Genomic DNA, 17,780 nt, shown 5'->3' on the forward strand with positions numbered 1-17,780 from the left:
GTGGCGGGTGTGGTCATTGCGGTCACCTCGTCGTCGGTCAGCGCGTGGTCGATGGTGTGGAGGATCCCGCGCAGCCGGGTGACCCGGGCGTCGATGCGGCGGCGGTGCTCGGCCAGGGCGGACCGGAACGCGTCGCGGTCGTCGACCAGCGCCAGCAGCCGGCGGACGTCCTCCAGCGGCAGCTCGAGCGCACGCAGCCGGCGGACCAGCCGCACCTGCTCGACCTGCTCAGGGAGGTACCACCGGTACCCCGTCACGGGGTCGACGTCGGCCGGCCGGAGCACCCCGATGCGGTCGTAGTGCCGCAACGTCTTCGGGGTGACCCCTGCCAGCCGAGCCACCTGCCCGATGGACAGCCGCCGCGCGTCCTCCACGTCCGGAACGCTAGGCCCTGCCCTTGGGGCAAGGTCAACGGTTCAGCCCAGCGGGGTGATGAGGACGTCGTCGTAGGCGTGCTCCATATTGCCGACGTCCTGGGGGAGCAGACCGGTCTCGGCGCGGAACCCGGTGAACTCCTCGACGTCGGCGAGCGCGAGCGACGTGGTGCCCATGACGGTCCCGTTGAGGCTCACCGTCGTCTCCGCCGCGGTGCTGTCGATGGTGACGGTCATCCAGGTCTTGTTCGCCGGCACCGGTCCGGCCAAGCCGACGTCGACCCACGAGTCACCGTCCCACGCGCGGACCTTCATCTTGTTGGCCGCCCAATCCGGGGCGAAGTGCAGCCGGAACGCCGTGACCTCCTCGCCGTCGGCGTTCGTGCCCAGGACGTCCCAGAGCGCTCCGCTGCCGTAGCCGTAGCCCTCGAACCCGAACGACACGTGCTGGGCCGACGACGGACGCGCCGCCGGGAACGTCGCACCGGCCCGGGCGCCCATGTCGGCATCGACCAGCGCCATGTGGGTGGCGGAGTGGTCGTAGCTGTCGATGATCGTGTCGACGACGAACGCGTAGCGGGTGTCCGTCAGCGTCCGCGGCACCTCGTTGATCGCGTCGTTCTCGAAGGTCAACAGGTCGGCGGCGTAGAGCTCGACCTCGGTGACGGCGGTGAGCGGCGCGCCGCCGGAGCCCGCGTTGATCCGGATGTACCGCGCCCGCACCGGCTCGATGTCGGTGTACGTCATGGCGTAGTCGGTGCGGACGCCGGTGTCGAGGACCGGACGGCTCCAGCGGCGGCCGTCCTCGGACACCTGGATCCGGGCGCTGTTCGCTTCGCCGCGGGCCAGCATCAGGCCGATCCGGTCCAGCGTGTACACCCGGTCCAGCTCGATGGTCAGCGTCGCGTCGCCGGCGAACCGAGCGGCCGCCCGGTACTCGGAGCTGCCGTCGACGGCGCCCTCGATGCGCTGCTCGGGGAAGCGGCCGTCGGCCGCGGCCACGGTGCCGCTCAGCGTCGCAACGCCGGTGCGGACCTTCGTCGCGAGGTCGATGCGGCCGACGCCGGGCGAGCGGGCCTCGACCTTGCGGGTCCAGATCTTGTTGTCGTGGCCGTACTCGCGGCACCACCATATGTTGTGGCAGGTGTCGCCGAAGGCCAGCGAGGCGCCGCTGCTCAGCTGGATGATGTCCATGTTGCCGCTGCTGCCCATCCAGCGGCGCAGCGGATCGTCGCCCGGGTGCCGCGAGTAGACGACCGTGCCGGTGTCCCACGTGCGGCCGGTGCCGTCGCGCGACACCACGACGTTGTTGTCCGGCCGGCCGTACGCCAGCAGCAGCTGGCCGTTGGGCTGCAGGACCAGCTTGGGCGACACGCCGTTGTCCGGCATGCCCTCCGGCGGGACGTAGGGCTGCACCGGCGACCAGGTGACGCCGTCGTCGTCGGAGAAGCTGACGGTGAGCGGCATCGACGGCGGCCGCGGCACGCTCTCGGAGCCGCGCATGACGGCGATCAGCCGGCCGTCGCTCGTGCGGCCCAGGCCCAGCTCGTTGGTGCCGTACCGGGAGCCCGCGTTGACCGCGGCGCGCTGCCGGAACGTCTGCCCGCCGTCGCTGGACTCCAGGACCAGGCTGTACTCCTTGGTGACCCCGCCGATGGTGCCGTGCCCGTAGGCGCCCATGAGGATGGTGCCGTCGGCCAGCTCGATCAGGTCGCGGTGGATGCGATACCAGTTCAGCCGCCACTTGTTCTCGACCAGCTGGGCCGTGTACGTCGTCCACGATGTCGCGGCGTCGGCCGAGCGGGCCATCGGGATGCCGATGCGGTTCGGCGACGGCGGACTCAGGGTGACCGGGACGAAGCTCGCCGACAGCACCGAGCCGTCGCGCAGCCGGGCCGTCGCCGTCATGGTGAACGTCGACGGGAGCGCGTCGTACGGCACGAACACCTGCCCGTTGTCCTCGCCGACCGCGCGGCCGCTGCGCAGCGGCGCGTTGGAGCTGTCCTCATTGCGTCCCCACGAGGCGACGACCTTCTTCACGGTCCGCCCCTGGAGCACGTGGTCGATCGAGAACGCCGCCGGCACGGCCCCGAGCTCCCCGGGTCCGGGCGCCCACGGGTACCACATGGCCCCGGCCGACAGCGACGGCTCGTCACCGGGCGCACCGTCGACGAGCGGCGGCGGCGCGGCCGACGCGGGTCCGGACGAGCCGGGGGTGAGTGCCGATCCGATGACGATGCCGACGGCAAGCAGGGCCAGGGCGAGTGCCCCGAGGCCCCAGCGGCCGCTCGAGGATCCGGGTGTGCGGCGGAACCAGCTCATCAGCGCCTCCTGGTGCGGTGAACAGCATGGAACGATCTGCCATCCGATATCGCGCGGCTCGTGCCAGCCGAACGCTGAGGGGCGATGATGGCCTGGCAACGCGTTCCATGTCCATGCCCGAAGGCGCCGAGCCTTCCGGGACGGTCGCGGAGCTGTCACACTCACACGCGTGGCCGGCCAGACCTACCGCGAGCGGCCGCCGGTCCGGCGGCTGGCGGCACTCGTGACGACGACGTGGGTGCAGCGCATCCCGCGCGGCGAACCGGCGTACCCGCAGCGGCACCTGCCCACCGGCGGCGTCGAGCTGCGCTGCCGGGTGGGGTACGCGCCGCAGCTCGCCGGCGTGCTCACCGGACCGCACGTCGAGCTGCTCCTGCCCGGGACCACGGTCGTCGGGCTGCGCCTGCGCCCCGGTGCCCTGGCGGCCGTCCTCGGCCGGCCGGTCGCGGACCTCACCGGCCTCGTCGTCGATGCCGTGGAGGTGTGGGGGACGGCGGCAGCGGCGGCCGGCGAGCGGCTGGCGGCCGCGACGACGGACGACGCCGCCGTCGGTGTACTGGAGGACCTCGTGGCGGCCGCCGCTCTGCGGACCGGTGCCACCGGCCCCGAGCCGTTGCTCGCCGAGGCGACCCGCCGGCTGATGCCGTGGCACGCGGCGGAGGTCCGCGCCGTGGGAGCGGAGCTGTACGTGTCCGAGCGCGGCTTCCGGCGGCACTGCCTGGCCGGCGTCGGCATCGGGCCGAAGGCGCTGCAGCGGATCCTGCGGTTCCAGGGCTTCCTCGCCCGGACGCAGGCGGCGACGGCGGCGGGCGGCGAGGCGGCCGGCGACGGTCTGGCCAGGCTCGCCGTCGACGCCGGCTACGCCGACCAGGCGCACCTGACCCGCGAGTGCGTGCGGCTGGCCGGCGTGACGCCGCGGGTCTTCCTGCGCGGCGTCGGCGAGGCGTGCGCCTGCGGCCACGACCACTCCGCGTCGTACACGCCGCTGCTGCGCGAGGCGCAGCTGGCCGGTTCGTTCAAGAACGGTGCTCGGGGCGCTCCTAGCCTCGCCTCATGACCGAACTGACCGACGAGGCCCGCCGCCTGCTGAGCGGCGGCCACCCCGCGCACGTCGCCACCCTCCTGCCCGACGGCTCGCCGCACTCCGTGCCGATGTGGGTCGGGCTCGAGGGGGACCGCGTCACGATCCTGACGTCGCCGAACTCGCGCAAGGCGCGGAACCTCGAGCGCGATCCGAGGGTGGCGATCTCGGTGACCGACCGCGCTCGCGAGGCGACGTCCGTGCTGGTTCGCGGGCGGATGGTGGAGCGCATCGAGGGCGACCCGGCGTGGGAGATCATCGACCGGATGTCCGACACGTACATCGGCATGCCCTACGCGCCGCGCACCGACCGCGTCGTCTACGCCATCGAGCCCGAGCACGTCCAGCTGGTGGTGATCGGATGAGCGTCCTCGGCGGGATGGCCGTCTCGGTCGACGGCTACGTCACCGGCCCGGACGAGATCGCGGGCGACCGCGACGTCGGCCTCATGGGCGCCCGCGTGACGACGGCCGCGCTGAATCGCCGACCCAGGTGCGGATGACGCCATGTAAGCGCTTACCCTGGTCCGGAAAGCCATCGTCCGTCGGGAGTCGTGATGCCGCACGATCGGGTCAGCGCCTTGCTGGTCATGTCCGACGCCGCGTACCGCGACCTGTTCGACGACGCGCTGCGGGAGCGGCTGGAGACGCTCGCCGATCTCGCCCTGCCGGTGCCGGTCGCGACGTTCGCCGACGCGGCCGTGCAGGCGGCGCTCGGCGGCACCGACGTGCTGGTGACGTCGTGGGGCTGTCCGCCCATCGACGCGGACGTGCTGGCCGGCGCACCCCGGCTGCGGGCCGTGCTCCATGCTGCAGGCTCGGTCAAGCACCACGTCACCGACGCCTGCTGGGACCGCGGGCTGGCAGTCACGACGGCGGCCGCGGCGAACGCCGTCCCGGTGGCCGAGTACACGCTGGCCGCGATCCTGGCCGCGGGGAAGAGGGTGCCGCAGTTCGCGGCCGGGTACCGCGCGCACCCCGGCGAGTTGGGCTGGCGCGACGGCGTCGACGACGCGTCGAACTACCGGCGGGTGGTCGGCGTGGTCGGGTTCTCCCGCATCGGCCGCCGGGTCGTCGACCTGCTCCGGCCGTTCGACCTCACGGTGCTGGTCGCCGACCCGTACGCCGACCCGGTGGCGGTCGCGGCCGCTGGCGCGGAGCTGGTCGAGCTGGACGACCTGCTGGCCCGTAGCGATGTCGTCACGCTGCACGCGCCGTCGCTGCCGGAGACCCGGCATCTCATCGACGCGCGTCGATGTGACCTGATGAGGGACGGTGCCACGCTGATCAACACCGCGCGCGGCGCGCTCGTCGACCACGCGGCGCTGACCGCCGAGTGCGAGCGCGGCCGGTTGCACGCCGTGCTCGACGTCACCGAGCCGGAGCCGCTGCCGCCGGACTCGCCGCTGTACCGGCTGCCCAACGTCGTGCTCACGCCGCACATCGCCGGCGCCCTGGGCAGCGAGTGCCGCCGGCTGACGGCGCTGGCGCTGGACGAGCTGGAGCGGTTGGCGGCCGGCGAGCCGCTGCGGTACGAGGTGCGGCGGGCCGACCTGGTGATGCAGGCATGAGCATGCAGACCGGCCTGGTGTCGATCACGTTCCGGCAGCTCGGCGTCGACGACGTGCTCGGCGTCATGCGCCGGGCCGGGCTGGTGGCGGTCGAGTGGGGCGGCGACGTGCACGTCCCGGCCGGCGACGTCGCGGCGGCGAAGCGGACGGCGCAGGCGAGCGCCGACCACGGCGTCCGGATCGTCGCGTACGGCTCGTACTACCGGACCGGCGAGCACGATCCCGGCGACTTCGACGACGTGCTGCGGACGGCGGTCGCGCTGGGCGCGCCGCGGATCCGGATCTGGGCCGGGTCTGCGGGCTCGGCCGACGCGACGCCCGAGCAGCGCGAGCGCGTCACCACAGACCTGCGCCGGATCACCGAGCTGGCCGGCCGCGACGGCGTCGAGATCGCCGTCGAACACCACCCGAACACGCTCACCGACACGCTGGACTCCGCGCTCGCGCTCTACGCCGCAGTCGACCACCCGGGCCTGCGCCCGTACTGGCAGCCTCGGCTCGGCCTCGACCCGGCCGAGGCGATGGACGAGGTGACGGCGCTGCTGCCGGGCCTGGTCACCGCACACGTGTTCACCTGGACCGCCGACGGTGCCAGGCTCCCACTGGCCGACGGCGCGGCGCTGTGGGAACCCGTGCTCGGCACGCTGCGGGAGCGCGGCGACGCCGAACGGTACGCGCTGCTGGAGTTCGTCCCCGACGACGACCCCGAGGCGCTGGTCCGCGACGCCGTCACGCTCCGGGAGTGGCTGGCCGGGTCCTGACGACGGCGGCCGTCTCGGCGCCCAGCTCGACCGCGGCGCCGTCCGGCATCGTTGTCACCGGGCCGGTCGTCAGCAGCACCTCGCCGGCCGGTCCGGACAGCGGCACCCGGCGCGGCTCGCCGGCGAGGTTGACGGCGACCCGCAGCGCCCCGCGGTGCAGCGCGAACCAGCCGGCGTCCTCGTCGAACCCGCAGGCGACGGCGGTGAGGTCGCCGTCGCGCAGCTCCGGTTCGGCCGCTCGCAGCGCGATCATGCGCCGGTAGAGGCCGAGCATCTCCGCGTGCTCCGGGCGAGTGGGCTCGTCCCAGTCCAGCCGGGCCGTCCGGAACGCGGCCGGGTCCTGTGGGTCGATCATCGCCGAGGTGTCCCAGCCGTGCCGGCGGAACTCCTCCAGCCGGCTCGGGCCGATGGCGGCGGCCAGCACCGGGTCCGGGTGCGAGGTGAAGTACGGCCAGCGGGTCGACGCCGCCCACTCCTCGCCCATCCAGAGCATCGGCGTGAACGGCAGCGACAGCAGCAGCACGGCGCCGATGCGCAGCCGGGCGGGCGAGGCCAGCTCGGTGAGCCGCTCGCCCGCGGCCCGGTTGCCGACCTGGTCGTGGTTCTGCAGGCAGACGACGAACCGGTGGCCGGGCGTGCGGGCGCGGTCCACCGGACGCCCGTGCGGGCGGCGGCGGAAGGTGGAGAACCGGCCGTCGTGCAGGAACGCGTCGCGCAGCACCTTCGCCAGCACGGTCAGCGAGCCGAAGTCGGCGTAGTAGCCCTGCCGCTCGCCGGTGAGCAGCGCGTGCAGCGCATGGTGGACGTCGTCGTCCCACTGCGCGTCCAGGCCGTACCCGCCGGACGCGCGCGGCTCGATCATGACCGGGTCGTTGAGGTCGGACTCCGCGATCAGCGGCAGCGGCCGGCCCAGCTCGGCGGCCAGCCGCTCGGCCGCCGCGGACAGCTCGGCCAGCAGGTGCGGGTGCCCGTGCCCGGCCAGCGGGTCGACGAGCGCGTGGACGGCGTCCAGCCGCAGCCCGTCGAGGTGGTAGTCGCGCAGCCACATCAGCGCGTTCTCGACGATGAACCGGCGTACCGTCGGTTCTCCGAGGTTGACGACGTCGCCCCAAGCCGTGCCGGCGTCCGCGGTGAGGTACGGGCCGAACCGGGGCAGGTGGTTGCCGCTGGGACCGACGTGGTTGTAGACGACGTCCAGCACAACCGCCAGCCCGCGGGCGTGGCAGGCATCGACGAACCGCTTGAAGCCGTCCGGCCCGCCCAGCGGCTCGTGCACCGCGTACCAGCCGACGCCGTCGTAGCCCCAGTTCCAGTCGCCGCCGACGGCGTTGACCGGCAGCACCTCGACGTGCGTCACACCCAGCTCGACCAGGTGGTGCAGCCGCGCGACCGCGCCGTCGAACGTGCCCTCCGGGCTGAACGTGCCGACGTGCAGCTCGTAGAGGACGGCGCCGGCCAGCGGGCGGCCGGTCCATCGGCCGTCGGACCACGGGAACGCCGCATGGTCGTACACCCGGGCACGGCCGTCGACGCCATGCGGGAGCCAGGCCGCGCGCGGGTCGGGCAGCACGTCGGGGGAGTCGTCCAGCTGCCAGCCGTAGTCGGTGCCCGGCGGCGCCGGCGCGTGCGCCGTCCACCAGCCGCCCGGCGCCGGGACCGCCGTCGCCGTGCGCCCGCCGGCACGCAGCACCACGCGGCGGGCGGCCGGGGCCCAGACCAGGAAGGTCGTCATGCCGGTGGGGCCAGCAGCGCGACGGGGTAGTGATCGAGCAGCTCCGCGAGCCGCACTGCGCCGCCGGCCACGGGACGCCCGGTGAGCACGTCGACGCGGCCGTCCGGCGCCTCCACGACGGTGTCCGCCCACCCGCCCCGCCGCTCCAGCCGCATGGGCAGCCGCGTCGCCACCGTCACCGCGCCGCCGCGGTCGAACGCGACGGCGTGGTCCGCGGCCGGGCCGTGCACCGGGACCCGCCGGTACGCCGTGAACAGGTCCGGCCGGTCGCGCCGCAGCCGCAGCGCCCGTGCGACGACCCAGATCTTGGCGGCGCCGGTCTCGTCGACGGGCGGCGGCGTGCCGGCGGCGTCGACGCGCGCCAGCAGAGCCCGCAGCCGCACGAAGTCGACCGGGCGCCGGTTGTCCGGGTCGACCAGGGAGTCGTCCCAGCCCTCGGTGCCCTGGTAGATGTCCGGCACACCGGGCATGGTGAGCTGCACGAGCTTCTGGTTCAGCGCGTTGCTCCAGCCGTAGGGCCGGATCCGGTCGACGAACGCCTCGACTGCCGCCCGCAGCTCCGGCCCGTCCGCCAGCGCGTCGAGCGCGGCGTGCAGGTGTGCCTCGGCGTCGGCGTCGGGGTCGGCCCAGCCGGTGAACGTCGAGGCCTCGCGCATCGCCTTGGTCGCGTAGGCGTGCAGCCGCTCGGGCTGGTCCAGACCGAAGCCCACGACGGTCTGCCACAGCAGGTAGCCGACGGCGGCGTCCGGCATCGGCGCCTCGCGCGCCAGCAGCCGGACCAGCCGTGCCCACTCGTCCGGCACCTCGGCGAGCACGGCCAGCCGCGCCCGCACGTCCTCGCCGCGCTTGGTGTCGTGGGTGGACAGCGTGGTCATCGAGTTCGGCGCCCGCCGCTGCCGCCGTTCCTGGGCGGCATGGAAGTCGTCGAGGCCGTGGCCGAACCGGGCCGGGTCGCCGCCGACCTCGTTGAGCGCGACGAACCGGGTGTACCGGTAGGCGGCGGTGTCCTCGACGCCCTTGGCCATGACGGCGCCGGTGGTCTGCTGGAACCGGGCGCAGAGGTCGTCGGCGGGGTCGCTCAGCCGCGGCGCAAGCGCGTCGAACGCGGCCGCGAGCTCGGGCCGCCGGTTCCGCGCGCCGGCGAACGCGGCCGCGAGATGGTCCGCCCCCGACGACGGCAGGTACGAGCGGTAGACCGGGAACGACAGCGCCAGCTCGGTCAGCGCAGCGACGGCGTGCGGGACGGACGGCGCCAGCCGGGCCAGCCGGTGGAACTCCGAGCGCAGGATCGTGGTCGCGACCGCACGCTTCCCGCTCAGGATGTGCGCCGGCCAGGTCGACCTGTCGCCGGTGACCTCCCGGTAGAGCCGGTCGAGCTCGGGCTCCGCCGCCGGGTCGACGAACAGCGGCCCCACCTCGGCCAGCGCGTCGTATCCGGTGGTGCCGTCGACCGGCCAGTCCGCCGGCAACGTCTCGCCCGGCTCCAGGATCTTCTCGGCGAGCAGCCAGGCGTCCGGGGCGTGCGAGCGCAGCCAGCGCAGGTAGCCGCCGGGGTCGGCCAGCCCGTCCGGGTGGTCCACCCGCAGCCCGGCGAGGCCGTCCTCGTCGACCCAGCGCAGGATCCGCTCGTGCGTCGCCGCCGCGACCTCCGCGTCCTCGACGCGCACCCCGGCCAGCGTCGACACCGCGAAGAACCGCCGGTAGGTGAGGTCGGTCTCCGCCCGCCCGGCCGCCACCAGCTCGTAGTGCTGCCGGGCGTGCACATCGGCGGCGGTGTCGCCGGGTCGCGGCCCGGTGCCGGGCGCTAGCGGGAAGCGCACTCTGCCAGCCACGAGCGCGGCGCCGGCCCCGTCGCCGGCGACCTCGAACGCGCCCGGCTCGTCCAGCACCGGCAGCACCAGCCGGCCCGCCGCCCAGTCGACGTCGAACCAGTCCGCGTACTTCGACGCCGGGCCGTGCCGCAGCAGGTCCTGCCAGGCCGGGTTCTGCTCCGGGTCGGCGACGCCCTGGTGGTTCGGGACGATGTCGACGACGACGGCCAGCCCGTGCTCCCGAACCGCCGCGAGCAGCGTGCGCCAGCCGGCCTCGCCGCCGCGCTCGTCGTCCATCGACCCCGGGTCGACCACGTCGTAGCCGTGCGCCGACCCGGCGGCGGCGCGCAGCACCGGCGACAGGTAGACCGCGCCGGCGCCGAGGTCGCGCAGGTAGCCGGCCAACTCGGCCGCAGCCTCCAGCGCCAACGCCGCGCTCAGCTGCAGCCGGTAGGTGCTCGCGGGCCGGGCGCTCACGGCTCGGTGTCCCGGGGCGCCAGCAGGACCAGCAGGGACCGGGCCTGGACGGTGACGACGGAGCCGGCTGCGCGAGGCCCGCCGCGGTCGCCGGCGTCGTCGTCGGCGGTGTCCAGGACGGTGTCCCAGGCGGCACCGAACTCCGGGCCGGGCAGGGTGAATTCCAGCGGCTCGTGGTGGGCGTTGAAGCAGAGCAGGAACGAGTCGTCGACGACGCGCTGCCCGCGGGCGTCGACCTCGGCGATGCCGTTGCCGTTGAGGAACACCGCGATCGCCCGGCCGAACCCGGCGTCCCAGTCCTTCTCGGTCATCGGGCTGCCGTCGGGGCGCAGCCAGTCGATGTCGGGCAGCCCTTCGGCGTCCGCGCGGCGGACCGGGCGGCCGTTGAAGAAGCGGCGCCGCCGGAACGCCGGGTGGGCCGCGCGCAGCGCCGTCACCCGCCGGGTGAACTCCTGCAGCGGCCGGTCGGCGTCGGCCCAGTCGACCCAGCTGAGGTCGTTGTCCTGGCAGAACGCGTTGTTGTTGCCGTCCTGGGAGCGGCCCAGCTCGTCGCCGTGACCGATCATCGGCACGCCCTGCGACAGCAGCAGCGTCGCGAGGAAGTTGCGCTGCTGCCGGGCCCGGATCGCGTTGACCTCAGGGTCGTCGGTGCGCCCCTCGGCACCGCAGTTCCACGACCGGTTGTGGTTCTCGCCGTCCTTGTTGTCCTCGAGGTTGGCCTCGTTGTGCTTCTCGTTGTACGAGACCAGGTCGCGCAGCGTGAAGCCGTCGTGCGCGGTGACGAAGTTGATCGACGCGACCGGGCGCCGGGTGGACTGCTCGTAGAGGTCGGCCGAGCCGGTGATGCGCGAGGCGAACTCGCCCAGCGTGGCCGGCTCGCCCCGCCAGAAGTCGCGGACGGTGTCGCGGTACTTGCCGTTCCACTCCGACCACTGCGGCGGGAAGTTGCCCACCTGGTAGCCGCCCGGGCCGAGGTCCCACGGCTCGGCGATCAGCTTGTCCTGGCTCACGGTCGGGTCCTGCTGCACGAGCTCGAAGAACGCCGACAGCCGGTCGACGTCGTAGAACTCGCGGGCCAGCGCGGAGGCGAGGTCGAAGCGGAAGCCGTCGACGTGCATCTCGGTGATCCAGTACCGCAGCGAGTCCATGATCAGCTGCAGCGTGTGCGGGTGGCCGACGTTCAGCGAGTTCCCGGTGCCGGTGTAGTCGAGGTAGTAGCGCTTGTCGTCGTCGACCAGCCGGTAGTACGCGGCGTTGTCGATGCCGCGGAACGACAGCGTCGGGCCGAGGTGGTTGCCCTCGGCCGTGTGGTTGTAGACGACGTCGAGGATCACCTCGATGCCGGCCTCGTGCAGCGCGCGCACCATCGCCTTGAACTCGCCGACCTGCGCGCCGGGGGTGGCGGCCGAGCTGTACTTGGGGTCAGGCGCGAAGAACCCGACGGAGTTGTAGCCCCAGTAGTTCGACAGGCCCTTCTCGATCAGTGTGGCGTCGTTGGCGAAGTGGTGCACCGGCATCAGCTCGAGAGCGGTGACGCCCAGCGACGTCAGGTGATTGAGGACGACGGGGTGCGCGATGGCCGCGTAGGTGCCGCGGATCTCGTCCGGGATGTCGGGATGGGTCCGCGTGAGTCCCTTGACGTGCGCCTCGTAGATGACGGACTCGGCGTACTCGCGGCGCGGCGGGCGATCGGTGCCCCAGTCGAAGAACGGGTTGATGACCACCGACTTCGGCATGTGCGGCGCGGAGTCGTCGTCGTTGCGGCTGTCGGGGTCGCCGAACTGGTAGCCGAACAGCGCCTGGTGCCACTCGATCGTGCCGTCGATGGCCTTCGCGTACGGGTCGAGCAGCAGTTTCGACGGGTTGCAGCGGTGGCCGGCCTTGGGGTCGTGCGGGCCGTGGACGCGGAACCCGTACCGCTGGCCGGGCTCGACGCCCGGCAGGAACGTGTGCCAGACGAACCCGTCGACCTCGGTCAGCGGGAGGCGTGTCTCGGCGCCTACCGCGTCGAACAGGCACAGCTCCACGCCGTCGGCGACCTCGCTGAACAGGGCGAAATTGGTGCCAGAGCCGTCATACGTGGCGCCGAGCGGGTAGGCCGCTCCGGGCCACTGCGGCATCGGCTCGGCAGAGGTCATCCGTGGCCTTTCGTCGCGGTTCGATGTGGTGCTCGCAGCGCCGCGAGTCAGGCTCAATGTTCCCGGCTCGGCGCGTTCGAATCCACCCGGTCGGCGCGGCCCGGCCCGCCGGCGATCGCCGGTGATCAACGTGATCCGGCACACAGTGTGACGAATTGTGGCCCAATATGTGTCACTGCGGTATCGGAGGCGACGGTCCTTACGCGATCATGGTGCGGCATACGGCACCCGGGGGCGGGGGAACGTGGAGGTCAACAGATGGATCATGCTGCGCACGAACGACCCGGATCGGCCGGCGAGCACGCACTGCAGGAGGTGAACGGCAGCCGGGAACGGGCCGACCGCTTCTACCGTGAGCAGGTCACCGATCGCCTCAACGGCCACATGCGCGAGTTCGTCGGCCGCATGGAGATGGTGTTCGTCGGAACGGCCGACGGCGGCGGTGAGTGCGACGTCACGTTCCGGGCCGGCCCGCCGGGCTTCGTCCGGGTCCTGGACCCGCGGACGCTGGCCTGGCCGGAGTACCGCGGCAACGGCGTGATGGCCAGCGCCGGCAACATCGTCGAGAACGGCCACGTCGGGCTGCTGTTCATGGACTTCGTGCGCGATCTCGTCGGCCTTCACGTCAACGGCGCGGCGGCGCTGCTGTCGCCGTCGGAGTTCGCCGAACGGCACCCCGAGGAGCCGGCCGACGCCGACGTGCCCGGCCGCCGTCCCGAGCGCTGGGTGACGGTGCACGTCGAGGAGGCCTATATCCACTGCTCCAAGCACGTGCCGCGGCTGATGCCGGTGCCGCGGAACCGCCAGTGGGGCACCGACGACCGCAAGGCCAAGGGCGGCGACGCGTTCGGGGTGGCGGCCGCGCGCGGGCTGGGCGCGCATGCGAAGCGCACGCTCATGCAGGGCCCCTGACGGCGGCGCGGCCAACACGCCGGACCGGCCCCGCTCCTCGGGAAGCGATCGGGGGAGCCGTACCATCAGCGCCTACCATCCAGATGGTCAGAACAGCTGAAATGTGGGCTGAATGTTGATGACGTGCGCCTTCTGCGGCAAGAGCCAGAAGCAGGTGAAGAAGTTGATCGCGGGCCCGGCCCGCATCTGCATCTGCGACGAGTGCGTCGAGCTGTGCAACGAGCTGATGGCCGACGACCCGGCCACCGACGCCGCCGCCGGGCTGGTCGACCCGCCGAAACCGCGCGAGATCCACGAGTTCCTCGACCGGTACGTCGTCGGGCAGGACGCGGCCAAGAAGGCGCTGGCGGTCGCCGTCTACAACCACTACAAGCGGGTCCGCTCGCCGTCGTCGGACGTCACCGTCGCCAAGTCGAACATCCTGCTCGTCGGCCCGACGGGGTGCGGGAAGACGTACCTGGCGCAGACGCTGGCGAAGATGCTGAACGTGCCGTTCGCCATCGCCGACGCCACCGCGCTGACCGAGGCCGGGTACGTGGGAGAGGACGTCGAGAACATCCTGCTCAAGCTGATCCAGGCCGCGGACTACGACGTGAAGAAGGCCGAGACCGGCATCATCTACATCGACGAGGTCGACAAGATCGCCCGCAAGAGCGAGAACCCGTCGATCACCCGCGACGTGTCCGGCGAGGGCGTGCAGCAGGCGCTGCTGAAGATCCTCGAGGGCACCACCGCCAGCGTCCCCCCGCAGGGCGGCCGGAAACACCCCGGCCAGGAGTTCATCCAGATCGACACCACGAACGTGCTGTTCATCGTGGGCGGCGCGTTCGCCGGGCTGGACGACATCATCCAGGGCCGCATCGGCAAGCGCCGTCTCGGCTTCGGCGCGCAGATCCAGTCCAAGTCCGAGCGCGACGCGGTGAACACCTTCGGCGAGGTGATGCCCGACGACCTGCTGAAGTTCGGGTTGATCCCGGAGTTCATCGGCCGGTTGCCGGTCATCACGACGGTGTCGCCGCTGGACCGGGCGGCGCTGATCCGCATCCTGTCCGAGCCGCGCAACGCGCTGGTGAAGCAGTACATGCGGTTGTTCGAGCTCGATCACGTGGAGCTGGAGTTCACCGACGACGCGACCGAGGCGGTCGCGGACCTGGCGTTGCTGCGCGGCACCGGGGCGCGCGGGTTGCGGGCGATCCTGGAAGAGGTCCTGCTGCACGTGATGTACGAGGTGCCCTCGCGCGACGACGTCGCCCGGGTGGTCATCACCCGCGAAGTGGTCGACGCCAACGTGCTCCCGACGCTGCTGCCACGGGGCCGCCGCCACCAACGCCGGCAGCGGGAGCGGTCGGCCTGAACCGGACCTCGTCACCGGGGCGCAGCTGCGCGGCGAGCGGCAGGTCCGCCGTCAGCACTACACCGACGACGGGGTAGCCGCCGGTCACCGGATGGTCGGCCAGGAACAGCACCGGCCGGCCGCTCGGCGGCACCTGCAGCGCGCCAGTCACCATCCCCTCCGGCGGGAGCTCCGCCGCCACACCCGGCGCCGCCGGCAGCGGCGGGCCGGCCAGCCGGAGTCCCACCCGATCGCTGTCCGCCGTCACCTCGTAGGCGGAGACGAACAGCCGGTCCAGGGCCGACGCCGCGAACCGGTCGGCCCGCGGGCCCGGCAGCACGCGCAACGTCGCAGCACCAGAGAGCGGCGGCAACGGCGCCCGCACCGGGGCGACGTCGACGAACGGCTCGCCGTCGTGGTCGTCGGCCAGCGGCAGCAGGTCGCCGGCCCGCAGCGGCGGCGGGCCGATCCCGGCCAGCGAGTCCCACGACCGCGACCCCAGCACCGGCGTCACGCCCAGCCCGCCGCGCACGGCCAGGTACCCACGCAGCCCGCGGGCCGGCCGGGCGACCCGCAGCACCTCGCCGGCGCGGACGGAGAACGGCGCGTTGAACGCGGCCGCCCGCTCGCCGGCCCGGACGTCCGCCGGCGCGCCGGTGAGCGCCACCGTCGCCGTCCGCCGGAACCGGATCGCCAGCCCGCCGAGCACGAACTCGATCGCGGCGGCCAGCTCCGCGTTGCCGACCAGCCGGTTCGCCAGCCGGAAGCTGCCTTCGTCGGCCGCACCGGCCCGCCCGACGCCCATCGCGCCGAGCCCCGGCCGCCCCAGGTCCTGGACGATCGCCAGCAGGCCCGGCTCGAGCACCTCGAGCACGGGCTCGCGGCCGGCGGTCATGCGAACGCGGCGATCGGGACGCCGTTCTCGGTCAGCACCTCGCGGACCCGGCGCAGCAGGTTCACGGCGCCGGGGGTGTCGCCGTGCACGCACAGCGAGCGCGCCCGTACGGCGACCGGCTCGCCCTCGATGCTGGTCACCTGCCCGGTGGTGACCATCTGGAGGCAGCGGGCGGCCACCTCGTCGGGGTCGGTGACGAGCGCGCCCGGCCGGCGCCGCGACACCAGCCGGCCATCGGCGTGGTAGGAGCGGTCGCCGAACGCCTCGGCCACGGTGGGCAGCCCGTGCACTGCGGCGATGCGCAGCACCTCCGAGCCGGGCAGTCCGAGGATCGTCAGCGTCGGGTCGTAGGAGCGGGCGGCGTCGACGACGGCGGCGGCCTGCTCGGCGTCATGGACGATGGTGTTGTACAGCGCGCCGTGCGGCTTGACGTAGCGGACGCGGGTCCCGGCCACCCGCGCGATGCCGTCGAGCGCGGCCAGCTGGTACAGCACGTCGTCGGCCAGCTGCGTGGCCGGCATGGCGATCTCGCGGCGCCCGAACCCGGCGAGGTCGCGGTAGCCGACATGCGCACCGACGGTGATGCCACGGGCGGCCGCGATCTCGCAGATGCCACGCATGATCGTCGGGTCGCCGCCGTGGAACCCGCAGGCCACGTTCGCGCTGCTGACGACGGCGAGCAGGCCGGCGTCGTCGCCCATGGACCAGGCGCCGAAGCCCTCGCCCAGGTCGCAGTTGAGGTCGATCGAGGTGGTCACCGGCGGCCGTCCCGGCCGCGGACGGTGAACCGCACGCGGGTGCCCGGCACCAGGGCCGCCGGCGGTGTCCGGTCGAGGTCCCACAGCACCGCGTCAGTGTGCCCGAGCAGGTGCCAGCCGCCCGGCCCGGACCGCGGATAGACGCCGGAGTAGCGGTCGGCGATGGCGACCGAGCCGGCCGGCACCCGGGTCCGTGGGTTCTCGCGGCGGGGGAGCGCGAGCCGTGGGTCGAGCCCGGTGAGGTAGGCGAAGCCGGGCGCGAACCCGGTGAACGCGACGGTGTAGGTGGTGCCCGCGTGCCGGCGGACCACCTCGTCGGCGGACAGCCCGGTGGCCTCGGCGACGGCGTCGAGGTCGGGGCCGTCGTAGCGGACCGGGATCTCGACCAGCGGCGTCTCGTCGGCGGTGAGACGCTCGTCGGGCAGCCGCGCGAGGTAGTCGGTGAGCCGCTCCACGGACGTCACCCCGGGGTCGAACATGATGAGCAGCGTCTCGGCCGCCGGGACGACGTCGACCAGCCCGGCCGGCTCGTGGCCGCGCAGCGCCGCGTTCAGGGCGAGGACGTCCTCGAGGTCGTCCAGCTCGACCAGGATCGCGTGGTCTCCACACGGAAGTACGTGCAGTTCACTGGTGCGCATGGTGTCGCCCCTCCACACGGGTCGACGCTCGTTCGGTGCTGCCGAACCGGGCACCTGACGAGCGTCCTCACCGCCATTGAATGGAGGGCGAACCGATCATGTCAAGACGCTGCCCGCGGGTGGGGCACGGCGGCCTGCGCGCGGCGCTCGAGGAGCAGGCAATCGTGCCAGACGCCGTCACGCTGGCCGAGCTTCTCGCGTACGCCGACGGTGCGGTAGCCGGCCTGGTGGTGCAGCGACAGCCCGGCCCGGTTGACGCTGAACACCGACGTCTGCAGCATCCAGATGCCGGCCCGGTCGGTGGCCGTGACCTGCTGGAACAGCAGCGCCTTGCCGACGCCGCGGCCGCGGTGGGCGCGATCGACGTACACCGATGTCTCGCCGACGCCGCGCAGGCTCTCGCGCTGCGAGGCGTGGGCGACCGCCGTCCAGCCCACCACGGCGCCGTCGATCTCGGCGACCCAGCGGTGCCCGGGCAGCCAGCGCGCGGCCAGCCGGGTGCTCGGCGGCACCGTGGTGTCGAAGGACGCGATGCCGGTGTCGAGGCCCTCCTGGTAGATGCGGCGCACCGCGGGCCAGTCGTCCAGCCGCAGCTCCCGGACGGTGATCCCGGCGGGCGCGACTTCGGGATGCAGCGGCCGCGTGGCCAGCGCACCCATGACGACGTCGGCCATGTGCGGCAGCCCGATGATGCACGCCTCGTTGACGGTGACCCTGGTGAACGGCCCCTCGCGGTCGACGTGGACGAAGCCGGCCTCGGCCAGCTTGCGGACGTGGTGGGAGCAGGTCGACTGGCTGATGCCCAGCCGCTCGGTCAGCTCGCCCACCGTCCGGCCGGCCGGTGCGGTCGCGACGGCGTGCAGGAGCCGGACGCGGGTGGGATCGGCCAGGCAGGCGAAGGACTCGGCGAAGCGGGCGACGTCGTCGGTGGGGAGCAGATCGGGGTGCGCGAGCGTGCCGGCGGTCATGTCAACGGAG

16 protein-coding genes are annotated in these 17,780 nt (G+C 73.3%); 7 read left to right on the forward strand and 9 right to left on the reverse strand.

Translation table 11 applies throughout. The features are described from left to right. Positions 1–374: MerR family transcriptional regulator (locus tag E1262_RS26800; RefSeq protein ID WP_132107415.1), on the reverse strand; the 374-nt coding region annotated here is incomplete at its 3' end. Between the two features lie 42 nt (positions 375–416). Then, positions 417–2,696 (reverse strand): discoidin domain-containing protein, encoded by a 2,280-nt coding sequence (locus E1262_RS26805; RefSeq protein WP_132107416.1) that lies wholly within the window; start codon positions 2,694–2,696, stop codon positions 417–419. A gap of 169 nt (positions 2,697–2,865) precedes the next feature. On the opposite strand from E1262_RS26805, the gene E1262_RS26810 reads away from it, so the two are divergent. Genes E1262_RS26810 through E1262_RS26825 form a run of 5 tightly spaced genes read left to right on the forward strand, consistent with a single transcriptional unit; the run spans position 2,866 to position 6,108 of the window. Beyond that, complete coding sequence (locus tag E1262_RS26810) at positions 2,866–3,753, forward strand: helix-turn-helix domain-containing protein (RefSeq protein ID WP_132107417.1); 888 nt, start codon at positions 2,866–2,868, stop codon at positions 3,751–3,753. Further along, the gene (locus tag E1262_RS26815; protein WP_132107418.1) at positions 3,750–4,142 is read left to right on the forward strand and encodes a PPOX class F420-dependent oxidoreductase; all 393 of its coding nucleotides are present in this window, start codon (positions 3,750–3,752) and stop codon (positions 4,140–4,142) included. Before E1262_RS26810 ends, E1262_RS26815 begins: the two co-directional genes overlap by 4 nt. After that, positions 4,139–4,279 (forward strand): hypothetical protein, encoded by a 141-nt coding sequence (locus E1262_RS30605; RefSeq protein ID WP_162606101.1) that lies wholly within the window; start codon positions 4,139–4,141, stop codon positions 4,277–4,279. The genes E1262_RS26815 and E1262_RS30605 overlap by 4 nt, the downstream gene beginning before the upstream one ends. Before the next feature lie 54 nt (positions 4,280–4,333). Then, a complete protein-coding gene (locus E1262_RS26820; protein ID WP_132107419.1) occupies positions 4,334–5,347 on the forward strand; it encodes a hydroxyacid dehydrogenase in 1,014 nt (337 codons plus the stop codon). Further along, complete coding sequence (locus E1262_RS26825) at positions 5,344–6,108, forward strand: sugar phosphate isomerase/epimerase family protein (protein WP_203454500.1); 765 nt, start codon at positions 5,344–5,346, stop codon at positions 6,106–6,108. The genes E1262_RS26820 and E1262_RS26825 overlap by 4 nt, the downstream gene beginning before the upstream one ends. Here E1262_RS26825 and treZ read toward each other — a convergent pair. Genes treZ through glgX form a run of 3 tightly spaced genes read right to left on the reverse strand, consistent with a single transcriptional unit; the run spans position 6,077 to position 12,266 of the window. Further along, entirely contained in the window at positions 6,077–7,840 is a 1,764-nt protein-coding gene (gene treZ, locus E1262_RS26830) for a malto-oligosyltrehalose trehalohydrolase (RefSeq protein WP_132107420.1), read from the reverse strand. The genes E1262_RS26825 and treZ overlap by 32 nt on opposite strands. Then, positions 7,837–10,128 (reverse strand): malto-oligosyltrehalose synthase, encoded by a 2,292-nt coding sequence (gene treY, locus E1262_RS26835; RefSeq protein WP_132107421.1) that lies wholly within the window; start codon positions 10,126–10,128, stop codon positions 7,837–7,839. Before treY ends, treZ begins: the two co-directional genes overlap by 4 nt. Then, the gene (gene glgX / locus E1262_RS26840) at positions 10,125–12,266 is read right to left on the reverse strand and encodes a glycogen debranching protein GlgX (protein WP_132107422.1); all 2,142 of its coding nucleotides are present in this window, start codon (positions 12,264–12,266) and stop codon (positions 10,125–10,127) included. Before glgX ends, treY begins: the two co-directional genes overlap by 4 nt. 258 nt (positions 12,267–12,524) lie before the next feature. Between glgX and E1262_RS26845 the strand changes: the two genes are divergently transcribed. Then, complete coding sequence (locus tag E1262_RS26845; protein WP_132107423.1) at positions 12,525–13,178, forward strand: pyridoxamine 5'-phosphate oxidase family protein; 654 nt, start codon at positions 12,525–12,527, stop codon at positions 13,176–13,178. Between the two features lie 112 nt (positions 13,179–13,290). Next, positions 13,291–14,532, forward strand: coding sequence for an ATP-dependent Clp protease ATP-binding subunit ClpX (clpX, locus tag E1262_RS26850; protein ID WP_132107424.1), 1,242 nt, complete (start codon positions 13,291–13,293; stop codon positions 14,530–14,532). Here the strand turns inward: clpX and E1262_RS26855 are convergent. The 4 genes from E1262_RS26855 to E1262_RS26870 form a co-directional block, all read right to left on the reverse strand. Next, positions 14,441–15,406 carry a 5-oxoprolinase subunit C family protein gene (locus tag E1262_RS26855; RefSeq protein WP_132107425.1) on the reverse strand — a complete coding sequence of 322 codons (966 nt, stop codon included), beginning with the start codon at positions 15,404–15,406 and terminating at the stop codon, positions 14,441–14,443. The two genes, clpX and E1262_RS26855, sit on opposite strands and share 92 nt — an antisense overlap. Then, positions 15,403–16,164 (reverse strand): LamB/YcsF family protein, encoded by a 762-nt coding sequence (locus E1262_RS26860; protein WP_132107426.1) that lies wholly within the window; start codon positions 16,162–16,164, stop codon positions 15,403–15,405. Before E1262_RS26860 ends, E1262_RS26855 begins: the two co-directional genes overlap by 4 nt. Next, complete coding sequence (locus tag E1262_RS26865; RefSeq protein ID WP_203454502.1) at positions 16,161–16,802, reverse strand: 5-oxoprolinase subunit B family protein; 642 nt, start codon at positions 16,800–16,802, stop codon at positions 16,161–16,163. The genes E1262_RS26860 and E1262_RS26865 overlap by 4 nt, the downstream gene beginning before the upstream one ends. 101 nt (positions 16,803–16,903) lie before the next feature. Then, on the reverse strand, positions 16,904–17,770 hold the full coding sequence (locus tag E1262_RS26870) for a helix-turn-helix domain-containing GNAT family N-acetyltransferase (protein ID WP_132107427.1): 867 nt from the start codon (positions 17,768–17,770) through the stop codon (positions 16,904–16,906). Positions 17,771–17,780: the final 10 nt, after the last annotated feature.

The organism is Jiangella aurantiaca (assembly GCF_004349105.1).
Lineage (GTDB): Bacteria > Actinomycetota > Actinomycetes > Jiangellales > Jiangellaceae > Jiangella > Jiangella aurantiaca.

What these genes read in the sequence shown, in the direction of transcription:
- E1262_RS26870 (WP_132107427.1), bottom strand. Translation starts at nt 17,770, where the DNA reads ATGACCGCCGGCACGCTCGCGCACCCCGATCTGCTCCCCACCGACGAC.
- E1262_RS26820 (WP_132107419.1), top strand. Translation starts at nt 4,334, where the DNA reads ATGCCGCACGATCGGGTCAGCGCCTTGCTGGTCATGTCCGACGCCGCG.
- glgX (WP_132107422.1), bottom strand. Translation starts at nt 12,266, where the DNA reads ATGACCTCTGCCGAGCCGATGCCGCAGTGGCCCGGAGCGGCCTACCCG.
- E1262_RS26865 (WP_203454502.1), bottom strand. Translation starts at nt 16,802, where the DNA reads ATGCGCACCAGTGAACTGCACGTACTTCCGTGTGGAGACCACGCGATC.
- E1262_RS26805 (WP_132107416.1), bottom strand. Translation starts at nt 2,696, where the DNA reads ATGAGCTGGTTCCGCCGCACACCCGGATCCTCGAGCGGCCGCTGGGGC.
- E1262_RS30605 (WP_162606101.1), top strand. Translation starts at nt 4,139, where the DNA reads ATGAGCGTCCTCGGCGGGATGGCCGTCTCGGTCGACGGCTACGTCACC.
- E1262_RS26815 (WP_132107418.1), top strand. Translation starts at nt 3,750, where the DNA reads ATGACCGAACTGACCGACGAGGCCCGCCGCCTGCTGAGCGGCGGCCAC.
- treZ (WP_132107420.1), bottom strand. Translation starts at nt 7,840, where the DNA reads ATGACGACCTTCCTGGTCTGGGCCCCGGCCGCCCGCCGCGTGGTGCTG.
- E1262_RS26855 (WP_132107425.1), bottom strand. Translation starts at nt 15,406, where the DNA reads ATGACCGCCGGCCGCGAGCCCGTGCTCGAGGTGCTCGAGCCGGGCCTG.
- E1262_RS26825 (WP_203454500.1), top strand. Translation starts at nt 5,344, where the DNA reads ATGAGCATGCAGACCGGCCTGGTGTCGATCACGTTCCGGCAGCTCGGC.
- clpX (WP_132107424.1), top strand. Translation starts at nt 13,291, where the DNA reads ATGTTGATGACGTGCGCCTTCTGCGGCAAGAGCCAGAAGCAGGTGAAG.
- E1262_RS26845 (WP_132107423.1), top strand. Translation starts at nt 12,525, where the DNA reads ATGGATCATGCTGCGCACGAACGACCCGGATCGGCCGGCGAGCACGCA.